This window comes from Paraburkholderia sp. MM5482-R2 (assembly GCF_050436125.1).
Taxonomy (GTDB): domain Bacteria; phylum Pseudomonadota; class Gammaproteobacteria; order Burkholderiales; family Burkholderiaceae; genus Paraburkholderia; species Paraburkholderia tuberum.
On the sequence record NZ_JBNDLP010000003.1, the window covers coordinates 3,037,528 to 3,051,072 of the forward strand.

At 65.2% G+C, this 13,545-nt stretch carries 9 protein-coding genes, 1 tRNA gene and 1 rRNA gene; 5 read left to right on the forward strand and 6 right to left on the reverse strand.

Annotated features, from left to right (window positions below; translation table 11 throughout):
• Window positions 1-9 precede the first annotated feature (9 nt).
• Complete coding sequence (gene fdnG, locus OKW37_RS35895) at window positions 10-3,078, reverse strand: formate dehydrogenase-N subunit alpha (RefSeq protein ID WP_429403773.1); 3,069 nt, start codon at window positions 3,076-3,078, stop codon at window positions 10-12.
• 412 nt (window positions 3,079-3,490) lie between these two features.
• Here fdnG and selD point away from each other — a divergent pair, with 412 nt between their 5' ends.
• From selD to OKW37_RS35915, 4 genes are all read left to right on the forward strand, one after another.
• Window positions 3,491-4,549 (forward strand): selenide, water dikinase SelD, encoded by a 1,059-nt coding sequence (gene selD / locus OKW37_RS35900; protein ID WP_090808542.1) that lies wholly within the window; start codon window positions 3,491-3,493, stop codon window positions 4,547-4,549.
• Between the two features lie 117 nt (window positions 4,550-4,666).
• The gene (gene mnmH, locus OKW37_RS35905; protein ID WP_429403774.1) at window positions 4,667-5,734 is read left to right on the forward strand and encodes a tRNA 2-selenouridine(34) synthase MnmH; all 1,068 of its coding nucleotides are present in this window, start codon (window positions 4,667-4,669) and stop codon (window positions 5,732-5,734) included.
• Window positions 5,735-5,759: 25 nt separating this feature from the next.
• Window positions 5,760-6,815, forward strand: a complete 1,056-nt coding sequence (locus OKW37_RS35910) for a permease (RefSeq protein WP_429403775.1) — start codon at window positions 5,760-5,762, stop codon at window positions 6,813-6,815.
• Window positions 6,816-6,851: 36 nt separating this feature from the next.
• Window positions 6,852-6,986 (forward strand): hypothetical protein, encoded by a 135-nt coding sequence (locus OKW37_RS35915; RefSeq protein WP_143037237.1) that lies wholly within the window; start codon window positions 6,852-6,854, stop codon window positions 6,984-6,986.
• A 76-nt stretch (window positions 6,987-7,062) separates the two neighbouring features.
• On the opposite strand, the gene dhaK is transcribed toward OKW37_RS35915, so the two are convergent.
• The 4 genes from dhaK to OKW37_RS35935 all read right to left on the reverse strand — a co-directional run bounded on the left by dhaK (window position 7,063) and on the right by OKW37_RS35935 (window position 12,022).
• Window positions 7,063-8,766 carry a dihydroxyacetone kinase subunit DhaK gene (dhaK, locus tag OKW37_RS35920; protein WP_429403776.1) on the reverse strand — a complete coding sequence of 568 codons (1,704 nt, stop codon included), beginning with the start codon at window positions 8,764-8,766 and terminating at the stop codon, window positions 7,063-7,065.
• A gap of 285 nt (window positions 8,767-9,051) precedes the next feature.
• Window positions 9,052-9,128 (reverse strand) — tRNA-Val (locus OKW37_RS35925).
• Between the two features lie 78 nt (window positions 9,129-9,206).
• Window positions 9,207-10,697, reverse strand: a complete 1,491-nt coding sequence (locus tag OKW37_RS35930) for a M81 family metallopeptidase (protein WP_429403777.1) — start codon at window positions 10,695-10,697, stop codon at window positions 9,207-9,209.
• Window positions 10,694-12,022 (reverse strand): Zn-dependent hydrolase, encoded by a 1,329-nt coding sequence (locus OKW37_RS35935; RefSeq protein ID WP_429403778.1) that lies wholly within the window; start codon window positions 12,020-12,022, stop codon window positions 10,694-10,696. The genes OKW37_RS35930 and OKW37_RS35935 overlap by 4 nt, the downstream gene beginning before the upstream one ends.
• A gap of 387 nt (window positions 12,023-12,409) precedes the next feature.
• Here OKW37_RS35935 and OKW37_RS35940 point away from each other — a divergent pair, with 387 nt between their 5' ends.
• Entirely contained in the window at window positions 12,410-12,871 is a 462-nt protein-coding gene (locus OKW37_RS35940; protein ID WP_184062015.1) for a hypothetical protein, read from the forward strand.
• Between the two features lie 333 nt (window positions 12,872-13,204).
• Here OKW37_RS35940 and rrf read toward each other — a convergent pair.
• Window positions 13,205-13,318, reverse strand: a 5S ribosomal RNA gene (rrf, locus tag OKW37_RS35945).
• Window positions 13,319-13,545: the final 227 nt, after the last annotated feature.

Sequence of the window (13,545 nt, forward strand, 5' to 3'; positions counted from 1 at the left end):
CTCTTTTCCTTATGCCCTTTCGACCTTGACGAGGAACGACTTGAATTCCGGTGTCTGCGAATTCCCGTCGCCCACCGGGGGCGTCAGCGTATTGATGAGATAGCCCGGCCTCGCGAGCCCTTTGAAGCCCCAATGGAGCGGCAGCCCGACGGTCTGCACCTTCTTGCCTTCGATCATCAGCGGTTTGATCCGCTTCGTCACGACCGCGACGGCAACCAGGTGCCCGCGGTTCGAGCTCACCTTGACCCGGTCGCCGGCTACCACGCCGATCTCCTTCGCGAGGTCTTCGCCAATCTCGACGAACTGCTCGGGCTGGATGATCGCGTTCAGACGCGCGTGTTTGGTCCAGTAGTGGAAATGCTCGGTCAGACGATAGGTGGTCGCCGTATGCGGGAAGTTCTCGTGCGTGCCGAACGTGGCCATGTCGTCCGGGAACACGCGCGCCGCAGGATTGCTGACGACCAACTTGTTGTCCGGATGCAGCGGGTTGTAGCCGAGCGGCGTTTCGAACGGCTCGTAGTGCTCGGGGAATGGCCCTTCCACCATAGCTTCGCGCGCGAAGAAGCAAGCCACGCCTTCCGGATTCATGATGAACGGATTCATGCCGTCTTCGGGCGGCTCGTCGACCTTGAAGTCCGGAATGTCGGCGCCCGACCACGTGCTGCCGTTCCACGCGATCAGCTTGCGCGTCGGATCGAACGGCTTGCCGCTGAGATCGCACGACGCGCGGTTGTACAGAACCCGCCGGTTCACCGGCCATGCCCAGGCCCAGTTCAGCGTGTTGCCGATGCCGGTCGGGTCCGAGTTGTCGCGGCGGCCCATCTGGTTGCCCGCCTGGGTCCACGCGCCGCAGAAGATCCAGCAGCCGCTCGAGGTCGAGCCGTCGTCGCGCAGCAGCGCGAAACTCGCGAGCTGCTCGCCCTTCTTCGCGAGCACCTTGGTCGTGTCCTTCGGATCGGTGACGTCCGCGAGCGCCTTGCCGTTGTACTCCATCGCGAGTTCTTCGGGCGTCGGGCTTTCCGGGTTCGCATACGGCCAGCTCATGTTCAGGATCGGATCGGGATACTTGCCGCCGTCCTTGCGATAAGCGTCGCGAATACGCAGCCACAGCCCCGCCATGATATCGAGGTCGCTCTTCGCTTCGCCGGGACCGTCCGCGCCCTGCCAATGCCACTGCAGCACCCGGCTCGAACTAACGAGCGAGCCGCGTTCCTCGGCGAAGCAGGTGGTCGGTAGACGAAACACCTCGGTCTGGATCGAGCCGCTGTCGACGTCGTTGAACGGGCCGTGGTTCTTCCAGAACTCCGACGTTTCGGTCGCGAGCGGATCCATGATCACGAGCCACTTCAGCTTGGCCAGCGCCGCGCCGTTCTTCGCCTTGAACGGCGCGGCGGCAAGCGGGTTGAAGCCCTGCGCGAGGTAGCCGGTCATTTTGCCCTGATTCATCAGCTCGAAGACCTGCAGCAGGTCGTAGGACTTGTCGAGCTTCGGCAGATAGTCGAAAGCGAAGTTGTTGTCGGCGGTCGCCTTGTCGCCCCACCACGATTTCATGAAGCTCACGTGGAACGCGCGATAGTTGCGCCAGTAGCTCAGCTGATTCGGCCGCAGCGGCTGTTTGGCGCGCGTCGCGATGTAGGCGTCGAAGTCCTGCTCCGCTTCCATGGGCAGCGTCATGTAGCCCGGCAGCAGGTTCGACATCAGGCCGAGATCCGTCAGGCCCTGGATGTTCGAATGGCCGCGCAGCGCGTTCATGCCGCCGCCCGCGATGCCGATGTTGCCGAGCAGCAGTTGCACCATCGCGCCGGTGCGGATGATCTGCGAGCCGACCGAGTGATGCGTCCAGCCGAGCGCGTACATGATCGTGGCCGCGCGCCCAGGCACCGACGTCGACGCGAGCATCTCGCACACGTGCTGGAACTTCTCCTTCGGCACGCCGCAGATTTTCTCGACCTGCTCGGGCGTGTAGCGCGAGTAGTGCTGCTTCATCAGCTGATAGACGCAGCGCGGGTCCTGCAGCGTCGGGTCGACCTTGGCGAAGCCGTCGTCGCCGCGCTCGTAGTCCCACGAGGTCTTGTCGTAGCTGCGCGTGTCGGCGTGGTAGCCGGAAAACAGGCCGTCCTTGAACGCGAAATCCTCGCGCACGATGAACGGCACGTCCGTGTAGTTCTTCACGTACTCGTGCTGGATCTTGTCGTTCGTCAGCAGGTAGTTGATCACCCCGCCGAGGAACGCAATGTCCGTACCGGTGCGGATCTGCACGAAGTAGTCCGCGACCGACGCCGTGCGCGTAAAGCGCGGGTCGACCACGATCAGACGCGCCTTGCGGTGCGCCTTGGCTTCGGTGACCCATTTGAAACCGCATGGGTGTGCCTCGGCCGCATTGCCGCCCATCACGAGAATCACGTCCGCGTTTCTGATGTCGACCCAATGGTTCGTCATCGCTCCACGGCCAAACGTCGGGGCAAGACCTGCCACCGTCGGGCCATGTCAGACACGCGCCTGATTGTCGAATCCGAGCATGCCAAGACTGCGAACAGTCTTGTGCGTCAGATAACCCACCTCGTTGCTGCCGGCCGATGCCGCGAGCATGCCGGTAGTCAGCCAGCGGTTGACCTTCTTGCCGTCCGCGTTCGTCTCGACGAAGTTCGCGTCGCGGTCTTCCTTCATCAGCTTCGCGATGCGGTCTAGCGCGTCTTCCCACGAGATGCGCTTCCACTCGTTCGCCCCGGCCGCGCGGTACTCGGGATAGCGCAGACGGCTCGAGCTATGGATGAAGTCGATCAGGCTCGCGCCCTTCGGGCACAGCGTGCCGCGATTGACCGGATGGTCGGGGTCGCCCTCGATGTGGAAGATGCTCGTCTTCACATTCTTGGCCTCGTCGCCAAGACCGTACATCAGGATGCCGCAGCCCACCGAACAGTACGGGCAGGTGTTGCGGGTTTCAGTCGCACGCGACAATTTGTACTGACGGACTTCGGCCAGCGCGGGTGTCGGCGAGAAGCCCATCAGGGCCAGGCTCGATCCGGCAAGTGTCGTGGCAGAGACCTTCAGGAATTGTCGCCGAGTCATTTGCGTCATTGCATGGCCTCGGCTCTTTTGGGGACAAAATTGATTATAGATGCCGTTTCGCGACATGCAGCGTAGTGCATTCGCCACCCCGGTAGATGGGACATGCGAAAGTCATTTGAAAGGACGGCACCCTGCTGGCACGATTTATTTCCGGTGCTGGGCACCGTTCATGCTGCATCCGCGAATAGTGACTCCCTCGACCTCATCGGCGGACTATTGCGCTCCTACGAACTACCCGGGCGCCGCGGAATTGCGTTGTAGCGTAAAGAATTCGTTTCATCGCGCGTACGTGCCGCTTGCTCGGCAAAACGGGGTTCGAAACGGGTTCGGCATAGAGCCGGTTTGCGCCCGTGCCGACGCTGCACAGTGTGAAAACAACCCTCATAATGCGGTCATTCGACGAACCCCAACTCTCGCCCCCATGACCCAAGTCCAAGCAAGCCAGTCGCCCCGCCTGACGAGCCTGTCGCACGGCGGCGGCTGCGGCTGCAAGATCGCGCCCGGCCTGCTCGCCGATCTGCTCAAGCGCAGCGCGCCGCTGCCATTCTTCCCCGACCTGCTGGTCGGCAACGACACCGCCGACGACGCCGCCGTCTACAAGCTCAACGAAGACCAGGCGATCGTCGCGACCACCGATTTCTTCATGCCGATCGTCGACGATCCATTCGACTTCGGCCGCATCGCCGCGACCAACGCGATCTCCGACGTCTACGCGATGGGCGGCAAGCCGATCATGGCACTCGCGATCGTCGGCATGCCGATCAACGTGCTGCCGCACGACGTGATCGCGGCCGTGCTGAAAGGCGGCGAATCGGTCTGCGCGGAAGCAGGCATCCCGCTCGCGGGCGGCCATTCGATCGATTCCGTCGAGCCGATTTACGGCCTCGTCGCGCTGGGCATCGTCGATCCGAAGCGCGTCAAACGCAACGCGGGCGGCCAGGCCGGCGACGTGCTGATCCTCGGCAAGCCGCTCGGCGTCGGGATTCTGTCCGCGGCACTGAAGAAAGACCGGCTCGACGAGGCCGGCTACGCGGCAATGATCGGCGCGACCACCAAGCTGAACCGGCCGGGCGCCGAGCTGGCGCGGCTCGACGGCGTGCATGCGCTGACCGACATCACCGGCTTCGGCCTGCTCGGCCACACGCTGGAACTCGCACGCGGCTCGAAGCTGACCGCGCGCGTGCGCTACGCGGACCTGCCGTGGCTGCCGAACGTCGCGAGCCTCGCGCAAGCAGGCATTTTCACCGGCGCATCGGGCCGCAACTGGGATGCCTACGGCCACGACGTGGTGCTGCCCGCCACCTTGCCGTCCGCCGGCCGCGCGTTGTTGACCGATCCGCAGACGTCGGGCGGGCTGCTGGTGTCGTGCTCGCCCGAAGCGGTAGACGAAGTGCTCGCGCTGTTCCGCGCCGATGGCTTTGCCGACGCACGGGTGATCGGCGAGCTGGTGAGCGGGCAAGCGCGGGTCGAAGTCATCTGAGGTAGGCGGCCGAAGGACGTCACTGGAGAACCCCGGGAAGGACGCATATAACCGGCCCGAACGAGCCGCCCATGCGATAATTTCGGTCTTCCCGCGGTCCGTTTTATCCCTACTCCCTTGAAAAGTCTTCTAGTCAGCCTCGACAAAGCCGGCGATTTCGATGAAATCGTCGACGTTCGCACTCCGCTCGAGTTCGAGGAAGACCATATTCCGGGCGCGACCAACGCGCCAGTGCTGAGCAACGAGGAACGCGTGCTGGTCGGCACGACCTACACGCAGGTGTCGCCGTTCGAGGGCACGCGGCTCGGCGCGGCGTTGGTCGCGCGCAACATCGCGCATCATCTGGAAACCACGTTCGCCGACCGGCCGCGCAACTGGCGCCCGCTGATCTACTGCTGGCGCGGCGGCAAGCGTTCGGGCTCGGTCACGACGCTGTTCAACATGATCGGCTGGTCGGCGCGGCAACTCGACGGCGGCTACAAGAGCTACCGGCGCGCCACGCTGGAGAGGCTCGAAACCCTGCCGCGCCGTTTCAGCTATATCGCGCTCGTCGGCCCGACCGGCAGCGGCAAGACGCGGCTGCTGTCGGCGCTGCATGAGGCCGGCGCGCAGACGCTCGACCTCGAGGCGCTCGCCGCGCATCGCGGCTCGCTGCTCGGCGCGTATACGGGCGTGGCGCAGCCGTCGCAAAAGCGTTTCGACACGCTGCTCGTCACCGCGCTGCGCGACTTCGACGTGAATCGGCCGGTGTTCGTCGAGGCGGAAAGCCGGCGCATCGGCTCCGTCACGCTGCCGCTTGCGCTGCTCGAAACGTTTCATCGCGGCGCGTGCGTCGAGGTGCGCTCGAGCAGCGAGGACCGCGCGGCGTTTCTGTTGCAGGATTACGCGCATCTGTTCGAGCATCCCGATTACTTCAAGGGACAGCTGGAACGGTTGATCGGTCTGCACAGCCGCGAGCGGGTCACGGGCTGGCTGCGGCTCGTCGACGAGAACCGGCGCGCCGAGCTCGCGCGCGAACTGATCGAACGGCACTACGATCCCGCATACGCGCGCAGCAGCGGCCAGCATTTCGAGCAGTTGCCGGGCGCGCTGCAACTCGATTTCCGCCCGAACGACGCCGACATCGTCGAGCAGGCGAAAATGCTGCTCGCGCAGCTCGATACCCGCACGCTAGTCGTCGGTTGATCCACAACGACATTCAACAACCATCATGCAATCAACCCTTCGGCAACCCCGCGTCACGCTTGGCTGGATCGTGTTCCTGCTGATCGCCGTCGTCGGCCTCTTCTATGTGAAGTGGTCTCCGTACTACAACCGCGCGTTCGTCGCCGCGAGCCAGCATTCGATCGGCAAGTCGATCCTGATGGGCACGTCCGCGAGCGCGCCGGCGGCCTCATGGCAGGCCGCGATCGACTTCGCGCTCGCTTACGGCAAGGCAATCTGGCAGGCGATGGTGCTCGGCCTGCTGCTCGGCTCCGCGGTACAGGCGCTGATTCCACCGCAATGGGTCGCGCGCACGCTCGGCCGTGCCGACTTCAACAGCGTCGTCAAAGGCGGCCTGATGTCGTTGCCGGGCATGATGTGCACCTGCTGCGCGGCGCCGGTCGTCGCGGGCCTGCGCGCGCGTGAAGCGGCGCCGGGCGCGGCGATTGCTTTTTGGCTCGGTAATACCGCGCTGAATCCCGCTACGCTGATCTTCATGGGCTTCGTGCTCGGCTGGCAGTGGATGGGCCTGCGCCTCGCGCTCGGCATCGTGATGGTGCTCGGCCTTGGCTACGTCGTGAACCGCATGGTCACGCCGCAGGAAGCGCAAGCGTCGCGAGAGGCCGTCGCGCAACTGGTCAGCGCCGACGATCCAGGCACCGCGTTCTCGCGCTGGATCACGATTCTGGGGCGCATGACGCTGCGGCTCGTGCCGGAATACATCGCGCTCGTGCTGATTCTCGGCGCGGCGCGCGCATGGCTGTTTCCGCACATCGGCCCGGACGTCGACAACAGCCTGCTGTGGATCATCGCGCTGTCGATCGCCGGCACGCTGTTCGTGATTCCGACCGCGGGTGAAGTGCCGATCATTCAGGCGATGCTGTCGTTCGGCATGGCCGCCGGCCCCGCCGGCGCGCTGCTGATGACGCTGCCGCTCGTCAGCGTGCCGTCGCTCGCAATGCTCGCGCGGTCGTTTCCGCGGCGCGTGCTGACGGTGGTGACCTGTGCAGTGGTGGTGGGCGGTGTCGTCAGTGGACTGCTGGCCGTTACGCTGGGCTTCTGAGTCGGTTTTTGAGTTCGAGTCGTAGAAGAAGGAAGCATGAAACGTATTGCCGCATTCGCTGTCACGTGTTGGTCCGCTGCCGGGCTGCTGTACCTTGGACAGCACTCGGTGGCGCTGATCGCACTGAGCGGCGTCGTGGCGTTCGCGGGATTCGATCTGCTGCGGCCGTGACGGCGGCATAGTTTTTCCCTGCTGCGAAAGTGCGCTCGTCCCTTGCGTTCGCCGTATCGTTCGCGTGCGCCTGCGCCTAACCGGGAAGCGCGTCGCGAATCGCCGTGAGCCACAACGCGACCGCATGCGCGCCCGGGTCCATATGACCGAGCGCGCGCTCGCCGACATAGCTCGAACGCCCGCGCCGCGGATGCATCGATGCGGTACGAGACGTGCCGTCGCATGCCGCAGCGACGGTGGCCTGCAATGCGGCATCCGTCGACGCTCCCTGAGCGAGTGCGTCGTGCAGCGCGTCGGCAGCGGGCCTCAGCGCATCGACCATCGTCCGATCGCCCGGCCGCGCGCCCCCCAGTTCCATCAACCCATCGACACCGGCGTTGAACGCCGTCGCCCATTGCCGTGCGGTGGTCCCGCCCGACTGTTCGAGCGCGGCCGCCGCACGCAGCAGCATCACCGCGTACAGCGGACCCGACGTGCCGCCCACCACGCGCCGCAGCGTCGCCGACATGCCGCGCAATACCGCGCCCGGGGTGGTTGCGCACGCGTAGGAATCGAGCTCGAGCTGCACCGCGCGTGCGCCGCGCGCGAGGCTGATGCCGAGGTCGCCGTCGCCGACGCGCTGGTCCATTTCGGTCAATGTCGGCTCGGCTGCCAGCAGGCACTCGCAGACCGCTTCGAGCGCGCGCCGCAGCGTCGCGTCACGCGCGAGCGTCGCGCCGCTCGCGCTTTGCGGCGCGGGTGGCGCCGCACGCACCGCGACCTGCGCGACGCGGCCGCTCAGCGCAGGCCATGCGCTCGTCTGTGAGGCGGCGTCGAGCAGGCTCAGCCGTTCGTCATCGATACGCAGCAGCGTCAGCGAGACGCCGGCCATTTCGAGCGCGCTCAGGAACGTGCCGGCCCACGCGCGCGCGACTTCGATGCCGCGCCCGGCAAGCTCGCGCAGCGCGGCACCAGCCACCACGTTGAGTTCGCTCGGCGGCGTGCCACCCAGATTGTTGACGAGCAGCGCGACGCGCTCGCCCGCCTGCAACGCGAGATCGTCGACGATCTTTGCAAGCAGCTTGCCGACGATCGCGTCGGCCGGCTCCAGCGCGCCGCGCGCCACGCCGGGTTCGCCATGAATGCCGAGGCCCCATTCGATTTCGCCATCGCCCAGCGCGAAGCCCGGCTTGCCCGCAGCCGGCACCGTGCACGGCGTCAGCGCGACGCCCATCGTGCCGAGCGACGCGGCCGCTTCCCGAGCGAGCCGCGCGACCTCGGCCAACGGCAAACCGCGCGCGGCCGCCGCGCCCGCGATCTTGTGAACCAACACTGTGCCCGCGAGTCCGCGACGGCCCGCATGATCGCCGCTCGCGCTCAGCGCGACGTCGTCGGCGACGATCATCATCTCAACGAGGATGCCCTCGGCGCGCGCGATTTCGGCCGCGAGGCCGAAGTTGAAGCGGTCGCCCGTGTAGTTCTTGACGATCAGCAACGCGCCAGCGGGGCCGGCCACCGCGCGTATCGCGTCGAGCACGGCGTCGGTGGAGGGCGAGGTGAAGACCTCGCCGGCCACCGCCGCGCTCAGCATGCCGTGGCCCACATAGCCGCCGTGCGCGGGCTCGTGGCCCGAGCCGCCGCCCGAGATCAGCGCGACCTCGCCGCGCGCGGCCATGGCCTGGGCATCGGCGCGCAAGACGATCGTGCCGCCTTGCAACAGCGAGAGTTGGGGATTGAGCGCGATGAGCCCGTCGAGCATCTCGGGGACCACGGTGGACACATCGTTGATGAGCTTCTTCATTGCGTCAGCTCCGTTGGATGCTGCCGGCATCGCATGATCGAAGATGCAATGGGAACGGCAGTCGGGTCGGCGGCGAAAGCGGAAGGTCTAACTGTACCGCGCATTGTCGAACGACGACGCAACGGCGAGAGCGCGCGCGTGAACGTGCACGAGCTTCGGGCCACGAGCGGACAACAACAACGAAGGGGACGTGATGCCGAACGGCGAAACTGAGGAAACGACTGGATCGATTTGACAGGACCGTAGACGAAAGCGGAACCGCTTTCGTCTACGTCACAGATGCGTTGGTAGGCTCGATTGGATTCGAACCAACGACCCCCACCATGTCAAGGTGGTGCTCTAACCAACTGAGCTACGAGCCTTTAGAGGCGCGAATTATAGAGACTCAATGCGGACTGCACAAGCCCTTGCCGCGACTTATCGAAACGCATGCATGTTGATCAGTTCGTCGCGGTCCATTCGGTGTGAGGGTCCAATGGATAAACCGGCCGCTTCACGTGCTCGAAGCTGAACAGACCATAGTCCGAACTCGTGACGCCGCGGCTATCGCATTCGACGAGTGCCTCCGCGATCGGCACGAAAACCGGCCGGCAATACATGCGTGATTTGAGCAGCAGAAAACGCGCGCGGCGCGGATCGATGCCGACGCTCTCGAACACGCCGAGATCCCACGGCTCATGCGTTCGTTCGGTCACGACGAGTTTCACCGTGCCGGTGTCGAGCACTGCCGCGCGCCCCATGTACGCGCGCTGGCCGGTGTAGGTCGGGCCGCTGATCAAGTATTCGCCGTCGGTCAGCGCGCGCACGACGCCGGTCAGGGCAAGCGGCGAACGCGAGGGCAATGCATCGTTTGTGAGCTTGTTGCCGATCGCGAGCGTGACCGTGCTACCGACACCCGAGGCCGCCAGGGCCGCGACCGCCTGCGGATCGCACAACGGCCCGCTGACGATGCCTTCGAGGCCCTGCCTCAACGCTTCCTCGAGCAAATCCATCGTGTCGCACGTGCCGCCCGACATGCAGTTGTCGCCGTGATCGAGCATTAGCACCGGTTTATCGGCGGCGCGTGCCAGCGACGCCGCCCGCGCGACCGATTCGGCAAGCGGCGCGCTGCGATAGACGAAATCGTCGCGCTCGTCCCAGATCTGCCGCGCGATGCGCTCGGCGACCGCCTCCGCATCCGCGCGCTCGCCATTGCCCACGACGACGACGCTAATGCATGGCGCTTCGATATCGGCGAGCGAGAAGCCGGCCAGCACCGACACCGCGAGCATGCCGTCGGCCTCGGCGGCGCGCGCGGCATCGAGCGCGCGTTTCATCGCGCCGTCAACGCTCGCGCTGCGCAGCGTGTGCGTGAGCAGCGGCGGCTGACGCCACGCGATCACCGGTTTCGCGTGGCCCTCGATCATGTCGAACAGCAAGCGCGCTGCATGTGCGCCAGTCTCGTACATGTCGACGTGCGGATAGGTCTTGAAGCTGACGATGACGTCGGCGTTGTCGATCATTTTTTGCGTGACGTTGCCATGCAGATCGAGCGCGACCGCGATCGGCGCGTGCGGCAGCGACGCACGCACGCGCCCGAGCAGATCGCCTTCACCGTCGGTCGAGTTCTCGGCGACCATCGCGCCGTGCAGATCGAGCATCACCGCGTCGCAGCCCGTCGCGGCTGCCACGATCGCGTCGCAGATCGTATCGTAGGCGGCGGCGTCGACCGGCCCGCTCGGATTCGCCATGGCGGAGATCGGCGTCACGATTTCGGCATGCACGCGCTCGGCGGCGTCGATGAACCCGGCCATCGCGGTTTGCATGCCCTTGTTTTCGTCGAACGCGGCGCGGCCGTAGCTCGGACCGTTGCGGCCGAATGCGACCAGCGGGGTCTCTACTGGCGAGAACGTGTTGGTCTCGTGGTTCATTCGTGCGATCAGGACCTTCATGCGCGCATGCTCCCGGTTCTCGACGCCGCGCTCGGCATCACCTGCAGCAGCATATTGCAGCCGGCTTCCAGATGATCGGCGCGCGCGTCCTCGATTTCGTTGTGGCTAATGCCGTCCTTGCAGGGAACGAAGATCATCGCGCTGGGTGCGCCGCGCGCGAGATAGGCGGCGTCGTGGCCCGCGCCGCTGATCACGTCCATCGACGACACACCGAGCCGCTCCGCGCTCTGCCTGACCTCGGCGATCCATTGCGCGGCGAATCGCTGCGGCGGGAAGTAGACGACCTGCTCGATGTCGATAGTGATGGGGGCGTCCAAGCTGCTGCTCGCGCGGGTGGCGGCGGCGTTGATGGCGGCGTTGCCCCCATTGCTGCCCGCCTGCGCGCACGCTGCACGCCATGCGAGGTCCATCGCAGTGAGCGATGCGTCATCGGCTGCACGCAGGTCGACGCTGAATTTCACGCGGCCCGCAATGACGTTGCGCGAGTTTGAATGCACTTCGAGCCAGCCGACCGTGCTACGGCCATGCGGCGCGTGATCGAGTGCGATACGGTTCACCGCATGGATCGGATCCGCGGCGACGAGCAGCGCGTCGCCGCGCAGCGCCATCGGCCCCGCGTGCGCTTCCATACGGTGCACGGTCAGGTCGTACCAGCGCTGCCCGAGCGCGCCCTGCACGACGCCGATGACCTTGTCGTGCGCTTCGAGCACGGACCGCTGTTCGATATGCACCTCGAAATATGCGCCGACAGCGTGCGACTTGCGATGCTCGCCAGCATAGCCGATCGCCGCTAGCGCGTGGCGCACCGCTACGCCGTCGCGATCGCGTTGCGCTAGCGCGTGCTCGAGCGTGAATGCGCCGGCGAACACGCCGGAGCCCATCATCACCGGCAAGAATCGCGAGCCCTCCTCGTTGGTCCACATGGCAACCTCGAGCGGCGCGATGGTCTGCACGTTGGCCTCGGCCAGCGGGCGCAGCACCTCCAGCCCTGCCAGCACACCATAATTGCCGTCGAATTTGCCGCCGGTCGGCTGCGTGTCGAGATGGCTGCCCGTCATTATGGGCGGCAGATCGTCACACAGCCCCGTCTTCCGCGCGAAAATATTGCCGATCGCGTCGACCGACACCGTGCGGCCGATCTCCTTCGTCCACGCGATGAACTGATCACGTGCCTCACGGTCGAGTTCGGTCAGTGCTGGACGGCAGACACCGCGTTTGTCGGTCGCGCCGATCCGCGCGAGCTGCATGAGACAGTCCCACAGCCGCGCGCCGTCGATCCGCAAATCGGCGGGCGTCGAGACAACGTTGGATGAATGAGTCTGCATCGATGCATCTCGGGTCGAAGACAGCTGGATGGCGCTTGCCGGCGGGACTTGCTCCGTTCCGGCTTGCTGGCCGAGGTTGTTCCAATCGTCATGATAGAGGGGTTTCGCCGAGGTAGATGGCCGGACGCGCGCGAGGTGGCAATGCGGCGCGACGCCTTTCCGTGGGCAAGCATAGGCCGCTGGATTCGTGGGGAGTGAACGGCGCATCGCGGGCGATGTAGGTGCCAATTCGCTCGGCGACGGACGCCGCGACGTGCCGGCAATCTGCGCGCAAGTGGCCGCCAGCAAACGTTTTCGTCGAAGGAAGCGGCTAAAACGCAATGAAGGCTCAACCTTTTGCGAAGCGCGCCGTTATTGCATGTGCTCAAGCAAACCCCTCGGATTTCCATGGCACAACCAATTCCTTTCCGCAACACTGGCGCCGCCCGCGCGCGGCATGCCAAAGCCATGCTGTTGCCCATCGCGCGCCAGATCGCCGACGATCTCGCGTTGCGAGTTCATCTGTCGCTCGACGCACTGCGCCGCGGCCTCGGTACGAAGAGCGATGCGCAGACGGTCACGCAGATCATGCTGTTGACCAGCTACCTCGCTGATGCCGGCTTTGGCTCGATGAGCCACGAAGAGCTCCACGCCGCGGACCGCGCCTCGGCGATGATGTTCGACGCAGGTCGGGAACGCAACGAATGGAAACTTGACGAAGCGGGATTCGCGCTCTTTGCATCCATCGCAACGAGCTACGATCGGCAGCTGCATCGCGCTCCGCTTTGGGCGATTACGGAGGCCAGCGAAAGACTCGACCGCTTTATCGCAGGGGGATCCGATCGAGCGCCGGCGCGTAAGCGGGCTTAGCGTGTTTGGAGGAGGTGCTGACCGGCTGAGCCAGAAGGACACGGATTTTGGACGACCGCGTCGGAAGTCGCCGGGTTACGCGGATGCGTTGCGGATCGGAAAGTAGTGAAGCGCGCAGTATCCGTCAGCATAACCCGTCAGAAGTTGGAATTTAGTACGAGACCAACAACGCTGCGAGAGATCAGGACGAGGTGAGCGAGATCCGCTGCGGCAGTGCGACGGCTCGCGGGATGTCAGAACGCGTAACCTTGCGCTGACGGATACAGCGCGCAAAGTCGGCCGCGTAAACGCAAAAACCCCACCGCGGCGGGTGGGGTTTCTGACTGGGGGGGAGCCTGACGATTACCTACTTTCACACGGGCAATCCGCACTATCATCGGCGTGGAGTCGTTTCACGGTCCTGTTCGGGATGGGAAGGGGTGGGGCCGACTCGCTATGGTCATCAGGCATGACGGGTTGCTGCGTCGCAGGGTTGGAGTCAACCGGTTGCGCCACAGCCAATCGGGAAGAAGCGTAAAGGATTCGGGTGTGTGGGGGTTGTGTTGTTTCTGGCACAACACTGAATCCCAACCGTGCGTTTCTGTGAGCTCCCGCGGGAGTTCACACCAATCCCCTTCGGGGATCGGACCCGCGTAAGTGCTGAAGCACTACCGCGGGTCGAGACACACCTGTTA